Source organism: Methylobacterium endophyticum (assembly GCF_050591105.1).
Classification (GTDB): Bacteria; Pseudomonadota; Alphaproteobacteria; order Rhizobiales; family Beijerinckiaceae; genus Methylobacterium.
In genome coordinates, this window is the sequence record NZ_JBNHES010000001.1 from 227,016 (window position 1) to 250,857 (window position 23,842).

The following is a 23,842-nucleotide window of genomic DNA, read 5'->3' on the forward strand; positions in this document are numbered from 1 at the left end:
GGGTCTCGAATACCGGTATCGCGCCGGGGCGGCTATGATATTACCGCAACACCGCCAAGCATAGATTTGTCTTAACGGCGAAGATGCGCTTTTACGAACGGGTAAGATTTATAATCCGGTCCGGCGACGGTTTATTTTATTCGATGAGGACCGCCGTCATCCGCGCTGCGGGCGACGGCGGCCTCGTGCCGCTCTCAGGCTTCGTCTTCCCCGCCCGGCTCGTCCTCGCCCTCGATATGCTCCACCGAGACCACGCGTTCGGCCTTGTCGGTGTCGAACACGGTGACGCCCTGCGAGGCGCGGCCGACGATGCGGATGTCGTCCACCGGCACCCGGATGAGCTGGCCGGCATTCGTCACCAGCATGATCTGGTCCGACGCCTCCACGGGGAAGGAGGCCACCAGGCTGCCGTTGCGGGCGTTCACGCGCATGGCCGTGATGCCCTTTCCGCCGCGCCCCGAGGTCCGGTACTCGTAGGACGAGGTGCGCTTGCCGTAGCCGCGCTCCGAGATGGTGAGCACGAACTGCTCGGCGGCTCCCATCTCCTGATAGCGCTCCAGCGAGATCGCGGTGGCCTCGCCGGTGCCCTCGGCCTCCTCCTCGGCGCCGTTCGCCTCGGCGGATTCGCCCTCCGCGCCCTCGCCGATGACGGCCCGGCGCATCTTGAGATAGCCGGCGCGCTCCTCGGGGGTCGCCTCGAAGGCGTTGAGGATCGTCATGGAGATGACGCGGTCCTGCGCGCCGAGATTGACCCCGCGCACGCCGGTGGAATCGCGTCCCTTGAAGACGCGCACGTCCTCGACGGGGAAGCGGATGCACTGGCCGGCGGCGGTGGTCAGCAGCACGTTCTGCTCGGCGCGGCAGATCTCGACATGGACGATGTGGTCGCCCTCGTCGAGCTTCATCGCGATCTTGCCGTTGCGGTTCACCTGCACGAAGTCGGAGAGCTTGTTGCGACGCACCTGCCCCGAGGCGGTGGCGAACATCACGTCCAGCGTCTCCCAGGACGCCTCGTCCTCCGGCAGCGGCATGATGGTGGTGATGCGCTCGCCCTCGGACTGCATCTGGAGGATGTTCACGAGCGCCTTTCCGCGCGCGTTGGGAGCCGCGACGGGCAGCCGCCAGACCTTCTCCTTGTAGACCTGCCCCTGGCTCGAGAAGAACAGCACCGGGGTATGGGTGGAGGCCACGAAGAGCCGCGTGACGAAATCCTCGTCGCGGGTCGACATGCCCGAGCGGCCCTTGCCGCCGCGCTTCTGCGAGCGGTAGGTCGAGAGCGGCACGCGCTTGGCGTAGCCGGCATGCGACACGGTGACGACCATGTCCTCGCGGGCGATCAGGTCCTCGTCCTCGACGCTCGAATCGTAGTCGACGATCTCGGTCTTGCGCGGGGTGGCGAACTGCTCGCGCACCTCGGCGAGCTCGCCCTTGACGATCGCCTGGATACGGGCGCGCGAGCGCAGGATGTCGAGATAGTCGGCGATCTCGTCGGCGAGCGTCTTCAGCTCGTCGCCGATCTCGTCGCGGCCGAGCGCGGTGAGGCGCTGGAGGCGCAGGTCGAGGATGGCGCGGGCCTGGACCTCGGAGAGGCGGTAGGTGCCGTCCTCCGAGACGCGGTGGCGCGGATCGTCGACGAGCGCGATCAGCGGCGCGATGTCGTGCGCCGGCCAGTCGCGGGTCATCAGCGCCTCGCGGGCGGCGTTCGGGTCCGGCGAGGTGCGGATCAGGCGGATCACCTCGTCGATATTGGCCACCGCGATGGCGAGCCCGCACAGCACATGGGCCCGCTCGCGCGCCTTGCCGAGCAGGAACTTGGTGCGCCGGGAGACGACCTCCTCGCGGAAGTCCACGAAGGCCGTCAGCAGGTCCTTCAGGTTCATCAGCTCGGGGCGGCCGCCGTTCAGCGCCACCATGTTGCAGCCGAAGGAGCTTTGCAGCGGCGTGTAGCGGTAGAGCTGGTTCAGCACGACGTCGGCCATGGCGTCGCGCTTGATCTCGACCACGATGCGCATGCCGTCGCGGTCGGATTCGTCGCGCAGGTCCGAGATGCCCTCGACGCGCTTGTCTTTGACGAGCTCGGCGATCTTCTCGACCAGCGTGGCCTTGTTCACCTGATACGGGATCTCGGTGAAGATCAGCGCCTCGCGCTCCTTGCGCAGCTCCTCCACATGCGAGCGCGCCCGCATGATGACCGAGCCGCGCCCGGTCTCGTAGGCCTGCCGCGTGCCGGCGCGGCCGAGGATGAGGCCGCCGGTGGGGAAATCCGGCCCCGGCACGATGCCGATGAGCTGCTCGACGGTCATCCCCGGATCGTCGATGAGCGCGACGCAGGCGTCGATCAGCTCGCCGAGATTATGGGGCGGGATGTTGGTGGCCATGCCCACCGCGATGCCGCCGGCGCCGTTGACGAGCAGGTTCGGGAAGCGGGCGGGGAGCACCTTCGGCTCCTCGCGGGACTCGTCGTAGTTCGGCTGGAAGTCGACGGTGTTCTTGTCGATGTCGGAGAGCAGCGCGGTCGCGGGCTTGGCGAGGCGCGATTCGGTGTAGCGCATGGCCGCCGGCGGATCGCCGTCGACGGAGCCGAAATTGCCCTGCCCGTCGATGAGCATCAGGCGCATGGAGAAATCCTGCGCCATGCGTACCAAGGCGTCGTAGATCGACTGGTCCCCGTGCGGATGGTACAGGCCGATCACGTCGCCGACGATGCGGGCCGACTTGACGTATTTGCGCTCCGGCAGGAACCCGCTCTCATAGGCCGAGAACAGGATGCGGCGGTGCACCGGCTTGAGGCCGTCGCGCGCATCCGGCAGCGCTCGGGCCACGATCACGCTCATGGCGTAATCGAGATACGAGCGGCGCATCTCGTCGGTGATCGAAACGGGCTTCACGTCGGAGGCGGGCGGCGGCGGCTCGCCGGCTCCGGAATCGTTGGTATCGGCCAAGAGGTGCTTTCCGTGTCGCGGCAGGCCCGCGCGCGGCGGGCCTGGACGGGAAGCCTCGCCCGCTCACGTCGCCAGGGGCGGTCGAAGGCGCCGGAAGGCGAGGCCTGTCAGCGATGGGGATAGGCATTTCCGGCGCCTCGGGCAAGGCGCCGGAGGGGAGGATCAGGCCGCGCGGATCTCCATCAGGAAGGTGTCGACCTCGCGGCGCAGCTCGCCCGCGTCCTTCGAGAGGCCGGCGGCGGTCGAGAGCACGCGTCCGGCCGCCGCGCTCGCTTCCGTCGCGCCGCGATTCACCTCGCCGATGCTGTCGGTGACGGCATCGGTGCCGCCGGCGGCCTGGGCGATGTTGCGGGCGATCTCGCTCATGGCCGACTGCTGCTCCTCAATGGCGGCGGCGACCGAGGTCGAGGATTCGTGCATCTGCCCGAGCGTTCCGCCGATGCCCTGGATGACGTCGACCGCCTCGCGGGTGGCCTGCTGGATCTGGGCGATCTGGCTGGTGATCTCGTCGGTGGCGCGTGCGGTCTGGCTCGCCAGCTCCTTCACCTCGGAGGCCACGACCGCGAAGCCCCGTCCGGCCTCGCCGGCGCGCGCCGCCTCGATGGTGGCGTTCAGCGCGAGCAGGTTGGTCTGGCCGGCGATGGCCGAGATCATCGCGACGACGTCGCCGATCTTCTGGGCGCCGCTGGCGAGCGTCTGGACCGCGAGATCGCTGCGGCGGGCCTCCTCGACGGCACGTCCGGCCATGGCCGAGGATTCGTCCACCCGCTCGCCGATCTCGCGGGCGGTGGCGGTGAGCTCCTCCGTCGCGGCGGCGATGGTCTGGACGTTGCCCGAGGTCTGCTGCGCGGCCCCGGCCACGTCGACGGAGCGGGCGTTGGTGGTGTCGGCCAGCGTCGACATCGCGCGGGCGGCGGTCTCCATCTCGTTGGCGGAGGCCGAGAAGCCGCCGACGAGACGGCCGACGCGGGCCTCGAACTGCTCGGCGATCTGCGCCATCGCGGCGCGGCGGCCGGCATCGGCCTCCTGGCGGGCGACCGCGTCGCGGGCGCGCTCCTCGAGGGCGCGGCTCTTCAGCCCCTCGCGGAACGCGGCAACGGCGCCCGCGATGTCGCCGATCTCGTCGGCGCGGCCCTGTCCGGCGATGGGCGCCTCCAGATCCCCCGAGGCGAGGCGCTCCATGGAGGCAGTCAGCGCCTTCAGCGGGCGCGAGACCGAGCGGGCCAGCAGCAGGACGAGGATCACGAAGCCCACCGCGACGGGGAGACCGATCTTGACCATGGACAGGATCGTGTCGCGCAGCTCCGCGTCGACGTCATCGATGTAGATGCCGGTCCCGAGCGCCCAGTCCCATTCCGGAACGCTGGCCACATAGCTGAGCTTGGGCGAGTTCACGTCCTGGCCGGGCTTGGGATTGGCGTATTCGATATAGCCCTTGCCGCTGCGGGCGGTCTCGATGATCGCGCGGGCGACATAGAAGCCGGACGGGTCGCGCACGTCCCAGCGGTTCACGCCGAGATAGTCCTTGCGGATATGGACCACCGGCGTTCCGGTGTTGTCGTAGACGAAGATGTAGTTCGCCCCGTCGTAGCGCATCTCCTTGAGGATCGCGATCGCCTGGGCCTTCGCTTCCGCCGCCGGGAGGGCGCCGGAGCGGGCGCGCTCCACGAGCGGACGGATCGAGGAGAGCGCCGTCTCGACCACATGGCGCACCTGCTGCTGCTTCTGCTGCATCAGGCGGCCGCGGAACTCATAGAGCGACAGCCCGAGCATGAGCGCCAGGACCGCCCCGGCGAGGACGGCGACGGAGAGAAAGCGTCGGGCGACGGTGAACGTGAAGCGGGGCATGCGGGTATCCGTCCATCTCCGGGGCGATGGCGGAACCGGCGTCAACCTCTCATGAGGGGCGGGCACAGCGGGTCGGATACCATCCCGGCGAGAATTCGTCGGTGACGGTTAAGGTTTGGTATCGGTACGTGCTCGAAATTTAGTCTCGCGAAAGCGGATATGCTGAAAAACGGCACGCCTGCTTCCGATGGTCGCATGTTCGACGTCGCCCTAGCGCCCGGAAGACCGGACAGTGCCAACGCAGCACGAACTCACGCGACCGCAGGACGCGCCGGAGCACATCCCGCAGATATCACTTCGGATTCTCCGTCCCGATAGACGGCAAAACAATGGTCGAGAGCCCGTCGAATGCTTCGAGGCGCCCGACGCACTCCAGGGACGGCCGTCATGCCTCTTTCACCGCGCGGCGATGTCCTCGCCGTGGGGAAAGCTAGAACGGGATGTCGTCGTCGAGGTCGTAGTTGCCGCGCGAGCCGCCGCCGCTGCTCGACGCGGCCGGGCGGCGCTCGCCGCCCTGGGAGCGGCCGCCGCCATACTCACGGTCGCCGCCGCGATCCCCGCCACGGTCGCCGCCACGATCTCCACCACGTCCGATCTGGCCGCCGCCGTCCTCGTCGGGCACGGAATCGCCGCCGCCGCGCCCGTCGAGGATCGTCATCTCGCCGCGGAAGCGCTGGAGCACCACCTCGGTGGTGTACTTCTCGACGCCCGACTGATCGGACCATTTGCGCGTCTGGAGCTGGCCCTCGATATAGACCTTCGAGCCCTTGCGCAGATACTGCTCGGCCACGCGGGCGAGGTTCTCGTTGTAGATCACCACCGAGTGCCACTCGGTCTTTTCCTTGCGCTCGCCCGACATCTTGTCCTTCCAGGACTCCGACGTCGCGATGCGCAGGTTGACCACCGGATCGCCCGACGAGAGCCGGCGGGTCTCGGGGTCGCGCCCCAGGTTGCCCACCAGGATCACCTTGTTCACGCTGCCCGCCATCGCTCTCTCCTCGCCGTCGATCTCACAGGGCCGGTCAGGGCCGGGCGCCGTTTCTGAGCCGCCCCGACCGCGACCGCAACCGTCTCGGGAGGGCTGTCCCCGGCCAAGTGGACGAGCCGGTCCGAATTCGAATGTTCTATGATTGTTCCATCCGGCTCGCAAGCCGGGTGAGACGCGGAAGCGGGCGGCGCGGACTGCGGGAGCGCCGTACGGATCCCCGCTCCATGGCCCGACGTTGTCCCGGTCGAACGAAGGAAAGGTCGAAGCGATGGGTGATCGGGCGAGATGTCTCGGGGTACCGTTGGGCGTCCTGCTCTCCCTGGCGGTGGCCGGGCCCTCGCCGGGGACCGCCGCGCCGGACGATCCGCTCGCGGCCTATCGCTGGCGCTCGCGGGTCCTCGTCCTGTCGGCTCCCACGGCCGCCGACGATCGGCTGGGCACGCAGAGATCCCTTCTGAACGCCGTCCCCGGCGAGCGCAGCGAGCGCGATCTGGTGACGCTCGAGGCGGTGGGGGCGGACGTCGCGGCGCAGGCGCTCCGGCATCGGCTCGGCCTTCCCGCCGACCGCTTCACCGCCGTGCTCGTCGGCAAGGACGGGGGCGCCAAGCTCGTGTCGGACACGCCGATTTCCTCCGCCCGGCTGTTTCGCGTCATCGACGCGATGCCCATGCGGCAGGACGAGCGCCGCAACGGCGGAACGAAGTAGCCGGCGGGACGAAACGCGAAAGGGCCGCCCATCCAGGGCGGCCCCTCTCGCGTCGGGTCGATCCGAGCCGAGCGTCAGTAGCAGCGCTGAACCAGGACCCGGCGATAGCCGTAGGGCGTCCAGCGCACGCGCGGCACGGTGTAGCAGCCGCCGCCATAGCCGTAATCGTAGCCGTAGGCGGCCGGGGCGTAACCGTATCCGTAGGCGGGATAGCCGTAGCCATAGCCGCCGTAGAGGCCGCCCACGGCCAGGCCGAGCCCCAGTCCGCCGAGCCCGTAGCCGAGGCCGCGCCCGTAGCCGCCGCGATATCCCCATCCCCCGCGATGGCCCCAGCCGCCGCCGAAGCCCGCGCCGCGATAGCCGCCGAACCCACGGAATCCGCCGCCGAATCCACCGCCGTGGAAGCCGCCGCCGTGAAACCCGCCGCCGCCGAAACCGCGTGCCTCGGCGGTGGCCGGAAGCATCGCCAGGGTGCCGGCCATCAGCGCCGATCCGAGAAGAAGCCGCTTCATCACACGTTCTCCGAACAAGCCACGCCCCCCGATGCCCTTCAAACGCCCGGCCCCCGAAAACAGTTCTGGTCGCCGACAGTGCATTTTTGTCTCTGGCGCGTTTCCGGCCACGCTGGCGCCGGTCCCGCCCGCGCGGCGCCGAACCTTGAAAAGCGACGCCTTTTCGGGCGAGGAACGCGCGTCCGCATCCCCGCGGGCGAGCACGACAGCTTCGGATCGTCACGATGATGTTACGTCACGCCCTGGCCGCTCTCGCCGCGGCCGTGCTCGTCGCGGCATCGCCGGCGGCGGCGGAGCAGGCTCCGGCCGGGCCCTGCCGGGCGGCGCAGGCCGAGGGCGAGACCTACACGGTCTGCATCGTGGATTTGAAGCGCCAGCGCGTGCGCACCTTCTGGCTCGGCCAGGACGGCCGGCCCTACGCCTCGCTGTCGAACCTCGCCAGCGCCCTCGGGCCGCGCCTCGCCTTCGCGATGAACGGCGGCATGTACGACCGCGACCAGGCCCCGGTGGGGCTCTATGTCGAGGACGGGCGCGAATTGAAGGGCGCCTCGACGGCGAACGGGCCGGGCAACTTCCACCTCAAGCCGAACGGCGTCTTCTACGTCTCCGGCGACAAGGCGGGGGTGCTGGATACGGCCCGCTACCTGCGCGCGCGCCTCAAGCCCGATTTCGCCACGCAGTCCGGTCCCATGCTGGTCATCGACGGCAAGATCCACCCGAAGATCTCCACCGACGGGCCGTCTCAGAAGATCCGGAACGGCGTCGGCGTGCGGGACGAAGGCCGCACCGCCGTGTTCGTCATCTCCGAGCGGCCGGTGAGCTTCGGGGCCTTCGCCCGCCTGTTCCGGGACGATCTCGGCTGCCGCAACGCGCTCTTCCTCGACGGCAGCGTGTCGAGCCTCTACGCGCCGGGCATCGGCCGCTCCGACATCAGCCGTCCGCTCGGGCCGCTGGTCGGGGCGGTGTCGCGCTGACGCCGCGCGCCTAATGCACGCCCAGGAACTGGAACGGCGGCGCGTCCCGGAACGCGGCCGTCGTGTCCCCTGAGAAGATGTGGCTCTGGTTCTCGCCGAGCTGGAGCGTGCGGACCTTGCCGGTCTCCGGGCTGAAATCGATGCTCTTGAGGTCGACCCAGAAGGTGTTCGGCGTGAGGGCCGACTCGAAGAAGTACAGCCGCCGCGCGTGGTCGATCACCGTGCGCCAGCGCGTCGAGGAGATGTTCGGCTCGTTGGGGGTCGAGATGCCGTAGGGCACCGAGACGTTGCGAATGACGCTGAACACGCTCGCCACGGCGAGGTTGGCATCCTCGAATTTCGGAACCGCGTTGATGTAGAACGAGGCCCGCGCGAACCTGTCGGCCGAGCGGTTGGTGCCCGGCAGCATGATGGTTCCGCCGATCTGCCGCCAGTAGCTGTCGAGGGCGAGCTGCTCGTCGAAGGTCGGCGAGTTGGTCATGACCTGGAAGGCGCGGTCGTGATGGATGACGAGCCGGCCGCCGATATACTCGAGGATCGCGCTGTCGCCCGAGGCGTCGGAGAGCGCGAGATGGAGCGTCGCCAGCCGCTTCTCGCCGGGCACGTCGTCGGTGACGAGGACGAAGGGCTCGCTCTTGAGGGCGTCCACCGCCTCACGCACGGTGGCGAAGCTGTCGAGCACGTATTGCGCCCAGGCGGCCATGGTGAGGCTCGGCTTTGCCGGATCCGCCGCGGGATACTCGGACTCGACGAGCCACAGCAGGTTCGCCGCGAGCCCCGCCTCATTCAGGCCGTCCGTGGTCGAGACGTCGTAGCCCGTGGCGATCACGCTGCCGTAGCGGGAGGTCCAGCGCAGCGAGTTGGGGCCGGCCTCGCCGGACCGGCTCATGCCGCGCGGGAAGATCCAGAGATTGGTCCCGACATCGGTGCGCCAATCCATCGAGCGGGCGGTGATCACCCGTCCCTCGGCGCCGAGATAGACGGCGCGGGTGCAGGCCGCGCCCGGACTCGCGGGGAGAGCCGCGGCGGCGCAGGCGAGCGCGCCGGCCAGAGCGAGAGCACGCAGCATGATTCCCCCGGATGACGACGATCCCAGTATGGCGCCAGGATCCGCGCGGCGCCGACCGGCGTCAATCGCGGATCAGCGCTGACCGAAGGAGGCCGCCTTGAACAGGTCCTTCTGCTCGCGCGGCTGGCAGCGCCAGTATTGCGCGGGCGCCTGCACCTGCGCGCCGAGCTCGGCCGCCGCGTGCCAGGGCCAGCGCGGATCGTAGAGCATGGCGCGGGCGAGCGCGATCGCGTCGGCCTTGCCCTCTTGGAGGATCGTCTCCGCCTGCCGCGCCTCGGTGATGAGGCCCACCGCGATCGTGACGAGCCCCGTCTCCGCCTTTATGCGCTCGGCATAAGGCACCTGATAGCCCGGCCCGAGGGTGATGCGCTGCTTCGGCGAGACGCCGCCGCTGGAGACGTGGATGGCCGGCGCCCCTCGCGCCTTGAGGGCCTCGGCGAGGGCGACGGTCTCCTCGATGTCCCAGCCGCCCTCCACCCAGTCCGTCGCCGAGACCCGCATCCAGACCGGCTTTCCGGCGGGCACGACATCGCGCACGGCCTCGAACACCTCCAGCGGGAAGCGCATGCGGTTCTCGAGGCTGCCGCCATACGAATCGCTGCGCCGGTTGGCGATGGGCGAGAGGAACTGGTGCAGCAGGTAGCCGTGGGCGCCGTGCAGCTCCACGGCGTCGATGCCGAGGCGCATGGCGCGCCTGGCGGTGGCGACGAACCCGTCGCGGATGCGCTTCAGGTCGGCCGCGTCGAGGGCATGGGGCGGAATCTCGCCCTCGGCATGGGGCACGGCGGAGGGCGCCTCGGTGCGCCAGCCCTGCGGCGCGTCCGGCGCGATCTGGGCGCCGCCGCGCCAGGGAGCCTCGCTCGAGGCCTTCCGCCCGGCATGGGCGATCTGGATGCAGACCGGGATCGGCGCATACTCGCGGATCGCGCCGAGCACGCGGGCCAGCGCCCGCTCGCAGCCGTCGGAATAGAGCCCGAGGTCCCAATCCGTGATCCGCGCCTCGGGAGAGATCGCGGTGGCCTCCAGGGTCAGCAGCCCGGCGCCGGATAGGGCGAGCTGGCCGAGATGCATCATGTGCCAGTCGGACGCCTCGCCGTCGCGCGCCGAGTACTGGCACATGGGCGCGACGACGATGCGGTTCTCAAGGGTGAGGCCGTCGAGACGGAGACTGTCGAAGAGGAGCGGCGGCATGGGTGTTTCCGGCGTCGGTTGCGGCATGGAGGGCTTACCGGTCGGCCGGTGTCACGCCCCGATTCCCCTGCCCTTCAGGCTCTCGCCGATCTCGTCCAGCGCGCCGGCGTCGTCGATGGTCGGCGGCAGGGTCCAGGGCTCGTTGTCGGCGATGCGCTTCATGGTGGCCCGCAGGATCTTGCCCGAGCGGGTCTTCGGGAGCCGCGCCACGGTCAGCGCGATCTTGAAGGCGGCGACCGGGCCGATGCGCTCGCGCACAAGGGCCACCAGCTCCTTCTCGATCTGCTCCGGCGCCTTCGCGACCCGCGCCTTCAGCACCACGAAGCCGCAGGGCTGCTCGCCTTTGAGCGCGTCGCGGATGCCGATGACGGCGCATTCCGCCACGTCCGGGTGCGAGGCGAGCACCGCCTCCATGCCGCCCGTCGAGAGCCGGTGGCCGGCGACATTGATGATGTCGTCGGTTCGCCCGAGGACGGTGACGTAGCCGTCCGCGTCGATGATGCCGGCGTCCGAGGTGTCGTAATAGCCGGGGAAGGTGGCGAGGTAGCTCGCCCGCATGCGCTCGTCCGAGCCCCACAGCGTCGGCAGGCAGCCGGGCGGCAGCGGCAGCCTGATCGCGATGGTGCCCATGGTGCCGGCGGGAACCGGCTTGCCGGCCTCATCGAGCACCCTTACGTCGTAGCCCGGCATCGGCACGCAGGCGCTGCCGTGCTTTACCGGCAGCAGGCCGAGGCCGAGCGGGTTGCCGGCGATGGCCCAGCCGGTCTCCGTCTGCCACCAGTGGTCGATGACGGGGCGTTGCAGGATGCGCTCGGCCCAGGCCACCGAATCCGGGTCCGCCCGCTCGCCCGCCAGGAACAGGCTGCGGAAGCCCGAGAGGTCGTGCTCCGCGACCCTCTCGCCGGCCGGGTCCTCCTTCTTGATGGCGCGCAGAGCGGTCGGCGCCGTGAACAGGCAGGCGGCCTTGTGCGCGGCGACCACCCGCCAGAAGGCCCCGGCATCGGGGGTGCCCACGGGCTTTCCCTCGTAGAGCACCGTGGTGCAGCCATGCAGCAGCGGCCCGTAGACGATGTAGGAGTGGCCCACCACCCAGCCGATGTCGGAGGCGCAGAAATACACCTCGCCGGGGCGGATGCCGTAGAGATTGGCCATGGTCCAGGCGAGTGCCACGAGGTAGCCGCCGGTATCGCGCACCACGCCCTTCGGCTTTCCCGTCGTGCCGGAGGTGTAGAGGATATAGAGCGGGTCGGTGGCCTTCATCGCCACGCAGTCGGCCGTCTTGCCCTCGGCCTTCGCCTCGGCCACCGTCTGCGCCCAGTCGCGATCGCGGCCCGCCACGAAGGCGGCCGGCGCCTGCGGACGCTGGAGGATCAGGCAGGCATCGGGCTTGTGCGCGGCGGCGGCGATGGCGGCGTCGAGCAGCGGCTTGTAGGCGACGACCCGGTTCGGCTCGATGCCGCAGGAGGCCGCGAGCACCACCTTCGGCGCCGCGTCGTCGATGCGCACCGCCAGCTCGTTCGCCGCGAAGCCGCCGAACACCACCGAATGCACCGCCCCCAGCCGGGCGCAGGCGAAGATGCCGATCAGCGCCTCGGGCACCATCGGCATGTAGAGGACGACGCGGTCGCCCTTGCCCACACCGAGATCGGCGAGGACGGCGGCGAGCACCGCCACCTCGTCGCGCAGCTCGGCATAGGTGATGACGCGCTTCGAGCCCGTGACCGGCGAATCGTGGACGATCGCGGCCTGGCCGCCCCGGCCCGCCGCGACGTGGCGGTCGACGGCGTTGTGGCAGGCGTTGAGCGTCGCGTCGGGGAACCAGCGGCCATAGGCTCCCGCCGAGGGGTCGAAGGCGCGGCCGGGCCCATCGGTCCAGTCGATCGCGGCGGCCGCCTTCGTCCAGAACCCCTCCGGGTCGGCGAGCGAGGCGGCATGGAGAGCGGCGTAGGAGGCGGCCGGATTCGGCTCGGGAGAGGAGTCGGGCGCGGACTCGGCGGCGGTCATGGCGTCTCCCGGCGTTCTTCGTGTCGGCCGATGCGAGGGCCGAGCCTTCACCCTAGCAGACGCGCGGACTGTCAGACGGGGCGCCGGAAACAAAACCGCCGCGCTGTCGAAGCCAGCGCGGCGTCTCGAAAACTCGTCTAACGGGGCGGGAGTGCCGTCAGTGCACCGTGTCGGCGCGCTCCTGGAGGCGTTTCATCTCGTCCTTGAGATGCAGCTTGCGGCGCTTGAGCTCGGCGATCCTGAGGTCGTTCTCCGAAGGCGAGTGGGTGGCCTCGTGAAGTTCGCGTTCCAGGGCTTCGTGCTTGAGCGAGAGCTGGTCCAGATGCGTCTGCAGCGACATGAGCGTTCTCTCCTGTCATCGTTTCGACTCGGGCAGAGTGGCACACCCGAAGCCGGCTGTCGAAGCCTATCCAACGCATAGGCTTCACCGAACCTTGCCGGCGGCGCGGGGCTGGCGCATGGTCCGGCCCACAGGCGAGCCTGACATGTGCGAGCGGCGATGGCGGACGAGGACAGGCTGGACGAGTTCGGCGCGGAATTGCAGCGCCTGAAGCAGGAGCACCGGGACCTCGACGCCGCCATCGACGCCCTGGAGCGCAACATCGTCGGCGACCAGCTCCAGATCCAGCGGCTGAAGAAGCGCAAGCTGACGCTCCGCGACCGGATCTCGTATATCGAGGACCAGATCACGCCCGACATCATCGCCTGAGCGGGCGGCTTGCCGGGGCGCGGCCACGCCTGTATGCGGCCTCTTTGGGTTGAGGTGCCGCGCGAGGCCCGGACCCTCTCGGACAGGATTTCAGACGTCCATGCCGGCAACGCCTCCGGTCGCGATCATCATGGGCAGCCAGTCCGACTGGGCCACCATGCGCCACGCCGCCGAGACCCTCGACGCGCTGGGCGTCGCCCATGACTGCCGCATCGTTTCCGCCCACCGCACCCCGGAGCGTCTGGTCGCCTTCGCCAAGGGCGCCAGGGCCGAGGGCTTCAAGGTGATCGTCGCCGGAGCGGGCGGGGCCGCGCATCTGCCCGGCATGGCGGCGGCGATGACGAGCCTGCCCGTGTTCGGCGTGCCGGTGGAATCGAAGGCGCTCTCGGGCCAGGACAGCCTGCTCTCCATCGTGCAGATGCCCGCCGGCATTCCCGTGGGGACGCTCGCCATCGGCCGGGCCGGCGCCGTCAACGCCGCGCTGCTGGCGGCCGCCGTGCTCGCCCTCTCCGACGCGGCGCTGGCCGGCCGGCTCGACGCCTGGCGCGCCGCGCAGACCGCCTCCGTCGCCGAGCGCCCGGACAAGACTCTCTCGTGAGCACGCGGACACCCATCGGCCCCGGCGCGACCATCGGCATCGTCGGCGGCGGCCAGCTCGCCCGCATGATCGGGCTGGCGGCGGCCAATTACGGCCTGAAGGTCCACGTCTTCTCGCCGGACGCCGACAGCCCCGCCTTCGACGTGGCGGCGGCGCGCACCCTCGCGGCCTACGACGACGCGGACGCGCTCGCCGCCTTCGCGGACGCCGTCGACGTCGTGACCTACGAGTTCGAGAACGTGCCGCGCGAGACCGCCGAGATCCTGGAGGCGCATGCCATCCTGCGCCCCAACGCGACGGCCCTGTCGACCACGCAGGACCGCCTGGTCGAAAAGGAATTCGTGAACAGGCTCGGCATCGCGACCGCGCCCTTCCGCGCCGTCGACACCGCCGCCGACCTGAGCGCCGCCCTCGACGCGCTCGGCCGGCCGGCAGTGCTCAAGACCCGCCGCTTCGGCTACGACGGCAAGGGCCAGCGCATGATCCGCGCGTCCGAGACCATCGACCCGGCCGCCGTCATGGCCGAGCTCGGCGACGCGCCCTGCATCCTCGAAGGCTTCGTGCCCTTCGCGCGGGAGGTCTCCGTGGTCGCTGCGCGCGGCGTGGACGGCGCCTTCGCGGCCTTCGACCTCTGCGAGAACGAGCACCGCGACCACATCCTCGCCGTCACCCGCGTGCCGGCGCCCGGTCTGTCCGATGCCACGGCGCGGGAAGCGGCCCGGATCGCGGAAAGAATCGGCGCGGCGCTCGACTATGTCGGGGTCTTCGCCGTCGAGCTTTTCCTCGTGCGCGAAGCGGACGGCAGCGAGCGGCCGGTGGTCAACGAGATCGCGCCGCGCGTGCACAATTCCGGGCACTGGACCATCGAGGGCGCGCTCACCTCGCAGTTCGCGCAGCATGTGCGCGCCGTCTGTGGCTGGCCGCTCGGCGATGCCTCGCGTACCGGCGGCATGGCCGTCGAGATGGAGAACCTCATCGGCGCAGAGGCCGATGCCTGGCCCGCGCTGCTGTCCGAGCCCGGCGCCCATCTCCACCTCTACGGCAAGGGCGAGTCGCGGCCCGGCCGCAAGATGGGGCATGTCACGCGGCTCGTCCCGCGCGGCTGATTCCCCGGCACTCCTCGAGGCGCGCCCAAGCTGCGGCCCGCAGGGCACACCCTCCCCCTCGCGAACGCCTTCGCGGGCCTCCGCGCCGCCCGTTTCCGCCGCTCGCCGGCCGGGGCCATATCATCGCCACATCCGGGCGTTTGAGCCGTTTCGTCGCCCGTTCTTAAGCGGGCGTTCACCGCGATGCGCGAACGTTCCGAGGCTCACGCCGGACGAAATCGAACGCGGCGCGGGAGTTGACACGGACAGGACCGGGCACGCGGCCGCGCGGCGCCCGAGGAGAACGGGGCGATGACGTCACTCAAGCTGCGGGCACCGATGACGGGGCTGTTCGGTGCGGTCGCGCTGACGGCCGTGGCGCTCGGCGGCTGCGAGACGGTGGGCAGCGCCGCCGGAGGCGGCCGCCAATACGCCGTGCTCGAGGCGGACACCACCGGCGCGACGACGGTCAACATCGCCTCGCTGAGCGAGGTGATCCAGCGCAACCCGAACGACGCCGCCGCCTACAACACGCGCGGCGCCGCCTATGCCCGCGCCGGCCAGTTCGGCGACGCCATCGGCGACTTCTCCAAGGCGATCCAGATCGATCCGAATTCCGGCTCGGCCTACAACAACCGGGCGCTGGCCTACCGCCAGACCGGCCGCAACGACGCCGCGCTCCAGGATTTCTCGAAGGCCATCTCGGCCGATCCGCGCTACGCCCCGGCCTATATCGGCCGCGCCAACGTGCTGCGCGCCAACGGCGACCTCGAGGGCGCCACCAACGACCTCAACCAGGCGATCCGCCTCGCCCCGGAATCTGCGGAGGCGTATCACGCGCGCGGCCTCGTGCGTCAGAAGCAGGGCCAGAACACCCAGGCCATCGCCGATTTCGACGCCGCGATCGACCGCAACCCCTTCGTCAGCGCGCCCTATGCCGCGCGCGGCCAGAGCCTGATCGCCACCAACCAGTACGATAAGGCCATCGAGGACTACAACGCGGCCCTCAACGTGAACAACAAGGACGCCACGTCCTGGGCCTATCGCGGCCTCGCCTACGAGAAGTCGAACCGGCGCAAGGAGGCGATGGAGAGCTACCAGCGCGCCGCGCAGATCGACCCGAACAACCCGGTGGCCAAGCAGGGCCTCGGCCGCACCTCCGGCGGCGTCGGCTCGCTGTTCAACTGAGCGAAACTCTCCTCCCCCTTGCGGGGAGGAGTTGGAGGTGGGGGTCGTGCCCGCGTGTGGTGCGGCCTTTCCGGAACCACCCCCACCCTCGGTCCCTCCCCGCAAGGGGGAGGGAAGGCCGTTCCTACCCCTCGAACCGCTCGGGCCTGCGGTGCTCGCCGGTGATGCGGCGCACGGTGCCGGTCGAGGAGCGGTAAACCAGCGTCTCCGTCTCGATCATCCCCGGCCGGAAGCGCACGCCGCGCAGCAGGGCGCCGCTGGTGACGCCAGTGGCCGCGACGATGACCTCGCCGCGCGCGAGGTCGAGCAGGTCGTATTTCCGGCTCGGCTTGGTGATGCCCATGCGCTCGGCCCGCGCCCGCTTGTCGGCGGAATCGAGGATCAGCCGGGCCTGCATCTGACCGCCCGTGCAGCGGAGCGCACCCGCCGCGATCACCCCCTCGGGCGCCGCGCCGATGCCGAGATAGATGTCGGCGCCGGTCTCGTCCGGGTCGGTGGTGAAGATGATGCCGGCGATGTCGCCGTCCGAGATCAGGCGGATGCCCGCGCCCGTGGCCCGCACGGCCTTGACGAGATCGGCATGGCGCGGCCGGTCGAGGATGATCGCGGTGATCTCGGAGGGGGCCACGCCCTTGGCCTTGGCCAGCGCCGCGATGTTGTCGGCGGGGCTGGCGTCGAGATCGACGAGGCCGGCCGGATAGCCGGGGCCGATGGCGATCTTCTCCATGTAGACGTCCGGCGCCGCGAGCAGGCTGCCCGCTTCCGCCAGCGCCATGACGGCGATGGCGCCCGACATGTCCTTGGCGCAGAGCGTGGTGCCTTCGAGGGGATCGACGGCGATGTCGACCTTCGGCCCGGCGCCGGTGCCGAGTGTCTCGCCGATATACAGCATCGGCGCCTCGTCGCGCTCGCCCTCGCCGATCACCACGGTGCCGTCGATGGGCAGCGCGTTGAGCTCGCCGCGCATGGCGTCGACGGCGGCCTGGTCGGCGGCCTTCTCGTTGCCCTGGCCGCGCAGGCGGGCCGCCGCGATGGCCGCCCGCTCGGTCACGCGGGCGAGTTCGAGAGAGAGGGTGCGCGAGACGGTTCCCCGCGCCGCCTGGGTGTCAGCCTCCGCCATGGTTCCCTCGCCCTCTATGCCGGGTTCCCCGGCTTGGCCCGTCCGCGTGAAAGGTCCGCCGGAGCGGTGCGCCGCGCCTATCCCGCGAGATTAGCGCAGTTTCCCGCCCCGTGCCGCATCCGAGGTGTATCCGTCGTGAACGCTCACTCGCGCTCGATGCGGATGAGCTGGGGCGCCTCGGCCAGCAGCCCGTCGCCGGCGATGGCCTCGAGCGCCGCGCGGATGTTGCCCTCGGTGGCGGCGTAGGTGATGAGCACCAGCGGCACCGGCTGGCCGGAGCGTCCGTGCGGGTCCTGGCTCGCGGCGCGCTCGCTGCGGCGCTGGAGGATGCTCTCCAGGGAGATCTCGCGCTCGGCCATGCGGGTGGCGACGCCCGCCGCGACGCCCGGCCGGTCGTGGACGGTGAGGCGGATGTAGTAGCCGCCCTCGTGCCGGCCCATCTCCACGCGCGAGCCCTGCGGCATGCCGGAGGCCGGGCGCGCGAAGGTCGGGCGCAGGACGCCGGAGGCTATGTCGGCGATGTCGGCGACCACGGCGGAGGCCGTCGCCGCCCCGCCCGCGCCGGGGCCGATGAGGGTCAGCTCGCCCACCGCGTCCGCATCGACGGTGACGGCGTTGGTGACGCCCATCACCTGCGCGATGGCGGAGGATTTCGGCACCATGGTCGGGTGGACGCGCTGCTCGACGCCGCCCTCCGCGAGCTGCGCGACGCCGAGCAGCTTGATGCGGAAGCCGAGCTCGTCGGCCATGGTCAGGTCGAGGGGCTGCACGCCGGAGATGCCCTCCACCGAGACGCCCTCCGCGTCGACGGCCGTGCCGAAGGCGAGGCTCGTGAGGATGGCGAGCTTGTGGGCGGTGTCGAATCCCTCGACGTCGAAGGTCGGATCCGCTTCCGCGTATCCTAAAGCCTGCGCGTCCTTGAGGCAGGCCTCGAAGGTCAGCCCCTCCAGCTCCATGCGGGTGAGGATGTAGTTGCAGGTGCCGTTGAGGATTCCGTAGACGCGGCTCACATCGTTGCCGGCGAGCCCCTCGCGCAGCGCCTTGATGACCGGGATGCCGCCGGCCACCGACGCCTCGTAGGCGAGCGCGACGCCGGTCTCCTCGGCGGCACGGGCGAGCGCGGCGCCGTGGCGGGCGAGCAGCGCCTTGTTGGCGGTGACGACCGGCTTGGCCGAAGCGAGCGCCGCCTCGACGGTGGCCTTGGCCGCCCCTTCCGCGCCGCCGATCAGCTCGACCACGCAATCGACGCTTTCCGAGCGCGCCAAGGCGACGGGATCGTCGAACCATTCCATGCCGGAGAGGTCGATGCCGCGATCGCGGGTACGGTCGCGCGAGGAGACGGCGGTGACGCGGATGTTCCGGCCCGTGGCGGCCGACAGCGCCTCCGCCCGGCGGGCGATCATGGCGACGACGGCCGCGCCCACGGTGCCGAGGCCGGCGATGCCGAGGCGGAAATCCTGAGTCATGGCTGCGTTCCGTAGCTGGCGGCCGCCGCACCGGGTCTCGGCGGCGACCCGCGCGGCGGGCTCGAAAAACGAGCACCGGAGCCGCGGTCGCGACGGCGGGACCTTCTGCAACGATTTTCCGGGGGGCGCAAGGAACGCGCCCGCGCCGCCGCCCCTACGGGCGCGCCGAGGCCCGGTGCGCCATCGCCGCCGCGACCAGGGCATAGAGCACGCCGGCATTCAGCAGGTGCCAGAACAGATGCGTGCCCGTCGGCACCGCCGGGCAGAGCGCCCTGTCGAGGGTGCGGAAGATCAGCGAGACGAGGAACAGCCCGGCGGTCCCGCCGAGCCGGAGCGAGAGATCGCGCGGGCCTCCCCGGAGCGACACCGCCGCCGCCATGCCGGCCAGCGCCAGGATCGCGGGGAGATAATCGACCGAGCCGTTGCTGGCATCGGAGACGGAGCGGCCGGTCAGGGCGTCGAGGGCCGGCGTTAGGCCGAAGCCGAAGGCGGCGAAGGCGAGCGTTCCCCCCGCTGCCGCGAGCGGCCCGAGCCCGAGGAAGCGGCGCAGCGCCAGAAAGAAATAGGCGTGGATGAACAGCGCGATGGGGATGACGTCGGCGAGCATCGACCAGCGCGTGGCCAAGGTATGGAACAGGAACGATCCCATCCCGACGATGCCGACGAGGACGGCGAGCGCGCGCGCCACGGGATCGCGCGGCAGGCTTTCCCGCTCGCGCCGCAGCAGCAGGAACGCGGCCACGAGGAAGGCGCCGTTCGAGACCGCGTTCAGCGGCTCGGCCCAGAAGCCGGCATCCGTGCGCTCGCAATAGGCCCGGATGGGCTCGAACCAGTCGGCGGCCATCGCCCTCCCCTCCCCGCGTCGGTCTCTGCCTTGTCAGGCGCGGGCGAAGGCCCGATGACGGGCGCCGCCCTTTTCGCCGCCAGCGGGACGCCGATGCGGATCACGACCTGGAACGTCAACTCGATCAAGCAGCGGGTCGGTCATCTGCTCGATTTCCTGAAGGAGGCGCGGCCCGACGTGGTCTGCCTCCAGGAACTGAAGACCCAGGACGACGGCGTCCCCCGCGCCGAGATCGAGGCCGCGGGCTACACTGTCGAGACCCTCGGCCAGAAGGCGTATAACGGCGTCGCCCTGCTGGCGCGCGCGCCGCTGACGATGAGCGAGATCCGGCGCGGTCTGCCTGGCGACGAGGCGGACGAGCAGGCCCGCTACATCGAGGCGCTGGTCTCCGGGGAGGATGCGGGACGCGTGCGCGTCGCCTCGATCTACCTGCCCAACGGCAACCCCGTCGACAGCGCGAAATTCCCCTACAAGCTCGCCTTCCTAGAGCGCCTGCGCCGCCATGCCCGCGTGCTGATGGAGGCCGAGCTCCCGGTGGTGCTCGCCGGCGACTACAACGTCATCCCCGAGCCGGAGGACGCGGCCGATCCCGCCGCCTGGGTCGAGGACGCGCTGTTCCGGCCCGAGAGCCGCGCCGCCTTCCGCGCGCTCCTCGCGGAGGGCTACACGGACGCGCTGCGGGCCTGCGATCCGCGCCCCGGCCTCTACAGCTTCTGGGATTATCAGGCCGGCTGCTGGCCCCGGAATTTCGGCATCCGCATCGATCACCTGCTGCTCTCGCCCCAGGCCGCCGACCGGCTGGTCTCGGCCTCGATCCAGAAGCATCTGCGCGGGCTCGAGAAGCCGTCCGACCACGTACCCGTGACGGTGGAACTGGCGAATGGCTGAAGGCGCCCCACCTGTCGGGTGAGGCCGACGGGGCGCGAGACGCTCCCGCGCCGTTCAACCCGAGAGATGTTGTCCCGATGATCGTCTACGGCACCGGCTATTCCCCCTATGTCCGCAAGGTCCTCGTCGCGCTCGCCGAGAAGGGGGTCGCCTACGAGCACCGTCCGCTCATGTTCCACGATCCCGATCCGGCCTTCCAGGCGGCGAGCCCCCTCGGCAAGATCCCGGCGATCGACGACGGCGGCTTCCTGCTCGCCGATTCCACCGCGATCCTGTTCTATCTGGAGCGCAGGCAGCCCGCTCCGGCCCTGATCCCCACCGAGGCGCAGGCGCTCGGCCGGGCGCTGTGGTTCGACAAGTTTGGCGACACCGAGCTGTTCGGCAAGCTGATCGTGCCCTTCGTCGAGCGGGTGCTGAAGCCCAACAGGATGGGCAAGCCCACTGACGAGGCCGCCGTCGCCAAGGCGCTCGACAAGGACCTGCCGCCGCTCTTCGACTATCTGGAGAGCGAGATCGACGGCGCGTTCCTGGTGGACGACGCCTTCGGCATCGCCGACATCTCCATCGCCACCGGCTTCTACAATTTTGGGTTGGCGAAGGCCGAGATCGACGCCGCGCGCTGGCCGAGACTCGCGGCCTATGTGGAGGCGATCCTGGCCCGGCCCTCGTTCCAGACCGCCATGGCCGCGCGCAAGGGCTGATCGGTTTCCGGTATAGCCCGCACGTCGCGCCTATCCCCTCTCTCCGCGTGCGGGGAGAGGCAAATGCGCGTCCGCTGCCCGCGTCGTCTTGAAGGGCCTGCATCCATGACGGACGTTCAGATCGTCGCTTTTATCGTCGCCCCTCTGATGGCCGTGGCCGTCGGCTGGGGCGTCGCCTATTGGGCGCGGCGGACGGCGTGAGCGTTCCGCTCAGCGCCGCCGCCTGATCGATCCCACCGTCTGGGCCTGGGCCTGCGCCTCGGCCCTATCGTCCTCGCTCGCGGCCGACCAGTTCTTCTCATAGAGCGAGACGATCCAGTCGTCCTTGCGCCCATCCGCCCCCTGCCGCGCGAGCGCGAGCCACATCAGGCCCTTCGAGCGCTGGGCCGGCACGCCGCCCATGCCGTTGACGAGCAGGTCGCCGAGCAGCGCCTGGGCCGGGCGATGGCCCTTCTCGGCGGCGAGGTTGAACCAGCGGGCGGCCTGCCGCGCGTCCGCCTCGACGCCGGTGCCGTCGAGATAGAGCCGGGCGAGGTTGTACTGCGCGTTCGGGTCGCCGAAATACGACGCCGCGTAGTTGAACATGTCGTAGGCCCGCTCCGGGTTGGGGCGCACATAGGTGCCCTTGATCCCGTCGAGGAAATACGAGCCGAGCGCCGTGAAGGCGGAGGCGACCACGCCGGAATCCGGGGAATCCGGGCCGTCGTCGCTGTTGGTGTCGGCGATCCGCGAGAAGAACTCGAACGCCTTCAGGTCGTCGTGGGGCACGCCGTCGCCCTCCGCATACATGCGGCCGAGCTTCCACAGGGCGAGCGCGTGGCCTTGGCCCGCGGCGTATTCGAGGGCGCGGGCGGCGCCTTCCTTGTCGCCCGCGTTGTACTCGCGCACGCCCGTGCGCAGCGCGTCGCGGGCCGAGCGGTAGCCCTTCTCGGGCACCGGCGTGCGCGCGGCGGGATCGAGCGCCTCGGCGGCGGGGGTACCGAGGAACAGCACGAGTGCCAGCGCCAGGGCGCCGAAGGAGACTGTGCGCCGGGGCCGACACGGATCGGCCCCGGCCGGCCGCAAGGGCCGGCTAAGGTCAGTCCTAGATGTCCGCATAGGTCTGCGTCTCCTTGGCGCCCCCCGGATGGGTGACGGCGCCGTTGACCGCGGGTCCCACGGTCTGCGCGTATTTCCAGAGATAGCCCGAGGTGGCGCCGTTCTCGCGCGGGGCCCAGGCCTTGCGGCGCTCGGCCAGTTCCTCGTCCGAGAGCGCCACGTCGAGGGTGCCCTTGATGGCGTCTAGGGTGATGACGTCACCGTCCTTCAGCAGGGCGATGGGACCGCCGATGGCGGCCTCGGGCCCGACATGGCCGACGCAGAAGCCGCGGGTGGCGCCCGAGAAGCGGCCGTCCGTGATGAGGGCGACCTTGTCGCCCATGCCCTGCCCGTAGAGGGCGGCGGTGGTGGAGAGCATCTCGCGCATGCCGGGGCCGCCCTTCGGGCCCTCGTAGCGGATGACCAGAACCTCGCCCGGCTTGTAGGTGCGCGTCTGCACGGCCTCGAAGCAGGCTTCCTCGCCGTCGAAGACGCGGGCCGGGCCGGTGAAGACCTGCTTGTCGAGCGACATGCCGGCGACCTTCACGATGGCGCCGTCGGGGGCGAGGTTGCCCTTCAGGCCGACGACGCCGCCGGTGGGGGTGAGCGGGGCGTCGGCGGGACGCACCACGTCCTGGTCGGGGTTCCAGGCGACCTTCTCGAGATTCTCGGCGATGGTGCGGCCGGTGACGGTCAGGCAGTCGCCGTGCAGGTAGCCGTGATCGAGGAGCGTCTTCATCAGCAGGGGGATGCCGCCGACCTCGAACATGTCCTTGGCGACGTAGCGCCCGCCGGGCTTCAGGTCGGCGATGTAGGGCGTACGCTTGAAGATCTCGGCCACGTCGAAGAGCGTGAACTCGATGCCACATTCATGCGCGATCGCGGGCAGGTGCAGCGCGGCGTTGGTCGAGCCGCCGGAGGCCGCGACGGTGGCGGCGGCGTTCTCCAGCGCCTTGCGGGTGACGATGTCGCGCGGGCGGATGTTCCTGGCGATGAGCTCCATCACCTGCTCGCCGGCGGTCATGCAGAATCTGTCGCGGATCTCGTAAGGAGCCGGGGCGCCGGCCGAATAGGGCAGCGCGAGGCCGATGGCCTCGGAGACGGTGGCCATGGTGTTGGCGGTGAACTGCGCGCCGCAGGCGCCGGCCGAAGGGCAGGCGACCTGCTCCAGCTCGTCGAGGTCGTCGCTCGTCATGTCGCCGACGGCGTGCTTGCCGACCGCCTCGAACAGGTCCTGCACGGTCACGGGCCGGCCCCGGAAGGAGCCAGGCAGGATCGAGCCGCCATAGATGAAGATCGACGGCACGTTGAGGCGCACCATGGCCATCATCATGCCGGGCAGGGACTTGTCGCAGCCGGCGAGCCCCACGAGGGCGTCGTAGGCGTGGCCGCGCATGGTCAGCTCGACGGAATCGGCGATGACCTCGCGGGACGGCAGCGAGGCGCGCATGCCGGCATGGCCCATGGCGATGCCGTCGGTGACGGTGATGGTGCAGAACTCGCGCGGCGTGCCGTTGGCGGCGGCGACGCCCTTCTTGACGGCCTGGGCCTGGCGCATCAGCGAGATGTTGCAGGGCGCGGCCTCGTTCCAGCACGAGGCGACGCCGACGAGCGGCTGGTGGATCTGCTCGCGGGTGAGGCCCATGGCGTAGAGATACGACCGGTGGGGGGCGCGCTCGGGCCCCTCCGTGACGTGCCGGCTCGGCAGTTTCGACTTGTCGGTCACACGCGCGTCCATGGTCCGTCCCGCTGCCCCGTTCCTCACGCAACCCCTGAGTCGCCCGAAGCTTTCGAGTCGCAAGCGCCTCCACGCGGCACTGCGCGCGGGACACTCGGGAAAGTCTCGGAAACCCGGCGGTAAATCGTTGGAGCGACTACCATTTACCGCCGCTCCCGAGGTGGTCCCCGATCATGGCGGGATCGCGGCGGATG

21 protein-coding genes are annotated in these 23,842 nt (G+C 70.4%); 8 read left to right on the top strand and 13 right to left on the bottom strand.

Annotated elements, in window-relative coordinates; translation table 11 throughout:
• Positions 1-194: 194 nt before the first annotated feature.
• The 3 genes from gyrA to ssb form a co-directional block, all read right to left on the bottom strand.
• The gene (gyrA, locus tag ACP56T_RS01010; RefSeq protein ID WP_430910529.1) at positions 195-2,861 is read right to left on the bottom strand and encodes a DNA gyrase subunit A; all 2,667 of its coding nucleotides are present in this window, start codon (positions 2,859-2,861) and stop codon (positions 195-197) included.
• 243 nt (positions 2,862-3,104) lie between these two features.
• Entirely contained in the window at positions 3,105-4,790 is a 1,686-nt protein-coding gene (locus tag ACP56T_RS01015) for a methyl-accepting chemotaxis protein (RefSeq protein ID WP_430910265.1), read from the bottom strand.
• Positions 4,791-5,220: 430 nt separating this feature from the next.
• Entirely contained in the window at positions 5,221-5,778 is a 558-nt protein-coding gene (gene ssb, locus ACP56T_RS01020) for a single-stranded DNA-binding protein (protein WP_430910266.1), read from the bottom strand.
• Between the two features lie 268 nt (positions 5,779-6,046).
• Between ssb and ACP56T_RS01025 the strand changes: the two genes are divergently transcribed.
• Positions 6,047-6,484: a DUF4174 domain-containing protein gene (locus tag ACP56T_RS01025; protein WP_430910267.1), complete on the top strand. Its 438-nt coding sequence runs from the start codon at positions 6,047-6,049 to the stop codon at positions 6,482-6,484.
• A gap of 74 nt (positions 6,485-6,558) precedes the next feature.
• On the opposite strand, the gene ACP56T_RS01030 is transcribed toward ACP56T_RS01025, so the two are convergent.
• The gene (locus ACP56T_RS01030; RefSeq protein WP_430910268.1) at positions 6,559-6,996 is read right to left on the bottom strand and encodes a hypothetical protein; all 438 of its coding nucleotides are present in this window, start codon (positions 6,994-6,996) and stop codon (positions 6,559-6,561) included.
• A gap of 224 nt (positions 6,997-7,220) precedes the next feature.
• On the opposite strand from ACP56T_RS01030, the gene ACP56T_RS01035 reads away from it, so the two are divergent.
• Positions 7,221-7,970: a phosphodiester glycosidase family protein gene (locus ACP56T_RS01035; RefSeq protein WP_430910269.1), complete on the top strand. Its 750-nt coding sequence runs from the start codon at positions 7,221-7,223 to the stop codon at positions 7,968-7,970.
• Between the two features lie 10 nt (positions 7,971-7,980).
• Here the strand turns inward: ACP56T_RS01035 and ACP56T_RS01040 are convergent, their stop codons facing one another.
• From ACP56T_RS01040 to ACP56T_RS01055, 4 genes are all read right to left on the bottom strand, one after another.
• Entirely contained in the window at positions 7,981-9,039 is a 1,059-nt protein-coding gene (locus ACP56T_RS01040) for a linear amide C-N hydrolase (protein WP_430910270.1), read from the bottom strand.
• Positions 9,040-9,111: 72 nt separating this feature from the next.
• Entirely contained in the window at positions 9,112-10,230 is a 1,119-nt protein-coding gene (locus ACP56T_RS01045; protein WP_430910271.1) for an NADH:flavin oxidoreductase/NADH oxidase, read from the bottom strand.
• A gap of 51 nt (positions 10,231-10,281) precedes the next feature.
• Positions 10,282-12,234, bottom strand: coding sequence for a propionyl-CoA synthetase (locus tag ACP56T_RS01050; RefSeq protein WP_430910272.1), 1,953 nt, complete (start codon positions 12,232-12,234; stop codon positions 10,282-10,284).
• 157 nt (positions 12,235-12,391) lie between these two features.
• On the bottom strand, positions 12,392-12,574 hold the full coding sequence (locus ACP56T_RS01055; protein ID WP_430910273.1) for a YdcH family protein: 183 nt from the start codon (positions 12,572-12,574) through the stop codon (positions 12,392-12,394).
• Positions 12,575-12,733: 159 nt separating this feature from the next.
• Here ACP56T_RS01055 and ACP56T_RS01060 point away from each other — a divergent pair, with 159 nt between their 5' ends.
• The 4 genes from ACP56T_RS01060 (at position 12,734) to ACP56T_RS01075 (ending at position 15,814) form a co-directional block, all read left to right on the top strand.
• The gene (locus ACP56T_RS01060; RefSeq protein ID WP_430910274.1) at positions 12,734-12,943 is read left to right on the top strand and encodes a YdcH family protein; all 210 of its coding nucleotides are present in this window, start codon (positions 12,734-12,736) and stop codon (positions 12,941-12,943) included.
• 100 nt (positions 12,944-13,043) lie between these two features.
• A complete protein-coding gene (purE, locus tag ACP56T_RS01065; protein ID WP_430910275.1) occupies positions 13,044-13,541 on the top strand; it encodes a 5-(carboxyamino)imidazole ribonucleotide mutase in 498 nt (165 codons plus the stop codon).
• Positions 13,538-14,647, top strand: a complete 1,110-nt coding sequence (locus ACP56T_RS01070; RefSeq protein ID WP_430910276.1) for a 5-(carboxyamino)imidazole ribonucleotide synthase — start codon at positions 13,538-13,540, stop codon at positions 14,645-14,647. Before purE ends, ACP56T_RS01070 begins: the two co-directional genes overlap by 4 nt.
• Positions 14,648-14,938: 291 nt before the next feature.
• Entirely contained in the window at positions 14,939-15,814 is an 876-nt protein-coding gene (locus tag ACP56T_RS01075; protein ID WP_430910277.1) for a tetratricopeptide repeat protein, read from the top strand.
• 124 nt (positions 15,815-15,938) lie between these two features.
• On the opposite strand, the gene glpX is transcribed toward ACP56T_RS01075, so the two are convergent.
• The 3 genes from glpX to ACP56T_RS01090 all read right to left on the bottom strand — a co-directional run bounded on the left by glpX (position 15,939) and on the right by ACP56T_RS01090 (position 19,244).
• The gene (gene glpX, locus ACP56T_RS01080) at positions 15,939-16,934 is read right to left on the bottom strand and encodes a class II fructose-bisphosphatase (RefSeq protein ID WP_430910278.1); all 996 of its coding nucleotides are present in this window, start codon (positions 16,932-16,934) and stop codon (positions 15,939-15,941) included.
• 143 nt (positions 16,935-17,077) lie between these two features.
• Complete coding sequence (locus ACP56T_RS01085) at positions 17,078-18,400, bottom strand: homoserine dehydrogenase (protein ID WP_430910279.1); 1,323 nt, start codon at positions 18,398-18,400, stop codon at positions 17,078-17,080.
• Between the two features lie 154 nt (positions 18,401-18,554).
• A complete protein-coding gene (locus ACP56T_RS01090; protein WP_430910280.1) occupies positions 18,555-19,244 on the bottom strand; it encodes a ceramidase domain-containing protein in 690 nt (229 codons plus the stop codon).
• A 93-nt stretch (positions 19,245-19,337) separates the two neighbouring features.
• Here ACP56T_RS01090 and xth point away from each other — a divergent pair, with 93 nt between their 5' ends.
• Both xth and ACP56T_RS01100 read left to right on the top strand, forming a co-directional pair.
• The gene (xth, locus tag ACP56T_RS01095) at positions 19,338-20,132 is read left to right on the top strand and encodes an exodeoxyribonuclease III (protein WP_430910530.1); all 795 of its coding nucleotides are present in this window, start codon (positions 19,338-19,340) and stop codon (positions 20,130-20,132) included.
• Between the two features lie 77 nt (positions 20,133-20,209).
• Positions 20,210-20,833, top strand: a complete 624-nt coding sequence (locus ACP56T_RS01100) for a glutathione S-transferase family protein (RefSeq protein ID WP_430910281.1) — start codon at positions 20,210-20,212, stop codon at positions 20,831-20,833.
• Positions 20,834-21,043: 210 nt separating this feature from the next.
• Here the strand turns inward: ACP56T_RS01100 and ACP56T_RS01105 are convergent, their stop codons facing one another.
• Positions 21,044-21,931 (bottom strand): tetratricopeptide repeat protein, encoded by an 888-nt coding sequence (locus ACP56T_RS01105; protein WP_430910282.1) that lies wholly within the window; start codon positions 21,929-21,931, stop codon positions 21,044-21,046.
• On the bottom strand, positions 21,918-23,648 hold the full coding sequence (ilvD, locus tag ACP56T_RS01110) for a dihydroxy-acid dehydratase (RefSeq protein WP_430910283.1): 1,731 nt from the start codon (positions 23,646-23,648) through the stop codon (positions 21,918-21,920). Before ilvD ends, ACP56T_RS01105 begins: the two co-directional genes overlap by 14 nt.
• Positions 23,649-23,842 lie beyond the last annotated feature (194 nt).

Coding starts and splice junctions, on each gene's coding strand:
- gyrA (WP_430910529.1), bottom strand. CDS start 2,861: ATGCGCCGCTCGTATCTCGATTACGCCATGAGCGTGATCGTGGCCCGA.
- ACP56T_RS01015 (WP_430910265.1), bottom strand. CDS start 4,790: ATGCCCCGCTTCACGTTCACCGTCGCCCGACGCTTTCTCTCCGTCGCC.
- ssb (WP_430910266.1), bottom strand. CDS start 5,778: ATGGCGGGCAGCGTGAACAAGGTGATCCTGGTGGGCAACCTGGGGCGC.
- ACP56T_RS01025 (WP_430910267.1), top strand. CDS start 6,047: ATGGGTGATCGGGCGAGATGTCTCGGGGTACCGTTGGGCGTCCTGCTC.
- ACP56T_RS01030 (WP_430910268.1), bottom strand. CDS start 6,996: ATGAAGCGGCTTCTTCTCGGATCGGCGCTGATGGCCGGCACCCTGGCG.
- ACP56T_RS01035 (WP_430910269.1), top strand. CDS start 7,221: ATGATGTTACGTCACGCCCTGGCCGCTCTCGCCGCGGCCGTGCTCGTC.
- ACP56T_RS01040 (WP_430910270.1), bottom strand. CDS start 9,039: ATGCTGCGTGCTCTCGCTCTGGCCGGCGCGCTCGCCTGCGCCGCCGCG.
- ACP56T_RS01045 (WP_430910271.1), bottom strand. CDS start 10,230: ATGCCGCCGCTCCTCTTCGACAGTCTCCGTCTCGACGGCCTCACCCTT.
- ACP56T_RS01050 (WP_430910272.1), bottom strand. CDS start 12,234: ATGACCGCCGCCGAGTCCGCGCCCGACTCCTCTCCCGAGCCGAATCCG.
- ACP56T_RS01055 (WP_430910273.1), bottom strand. CDS start 12,574: ATGTCGCTGCAGACGCATCTGGACCAGCTCTCGCTCAAGCACGAAGCC.
- ACP56T_RS01060 (WP_430910274.1), top strand. CDS start 12,734: ATGGCGGACGAGGACAGGCTGGACGAGTTCGGCGCGGAATTGCAGCGC.
- purE (WP_430910275.1), top strand. CDS start 13,044: ATGCCGGCAACGCCTCCGGTCGCGATCATCATGGGCAGCCAGTCCGAC.
- ACP56T_RS01075 (WP_430910277.1), top strand. CDS start 14,939: ATGACGTCACTCAAGCTGCGGGCACCGATGACGGGGCTGTTCGGTGCG.
- glpX (WP_430910278.1), bottom strand. CDS start 16,934: ATGGCGGAGGCTGACACCCAGGCGGCGCGGGGAACCGTCTCGCGCACC.
- ACP56T_RS01085 (WP_430910279.1), bottom strand. CDS start 18,400: ATGACTCAGGATTTCCGCCTCGGCATCGCCGGCCTCGGCACCGTGGGC.
- ACP56T_RS01090 (WP_430910280.1), bottom strand. CDS start 19,244: ATGGCCGCCGACTGGTTCGAGCCCATCCGGGCCTATTGCGAGCGCACG.
- xth (WP_430910530.1), top strand. CDS start 19,338: ATGCGGATCACGACCTGGAACGTCAACTCGATCAAGCAGCGGGTCGGT.
- ACP56T_RS01100 (WP_430910281.1), top strand. CDS start 20,210: ATGATCGTCTACGGCACCGGCTATTCCCCCTATGTCCGCAAGGTCCTC.
- ACP56T_RS01105 (WP_430910282.1), bottom strand. CDS start 21,931: ATGCGGACATCTAGGACTGACCTTAGCCGGCCCTTGCGGCCGGCCGGG.
- ilvD (WP_430910283.1), bottom strand. CDS start 23,648: ATGGACGCGCGTGTGACCGACAAGTCGAAACTGCCGAGCCGGCACGTC.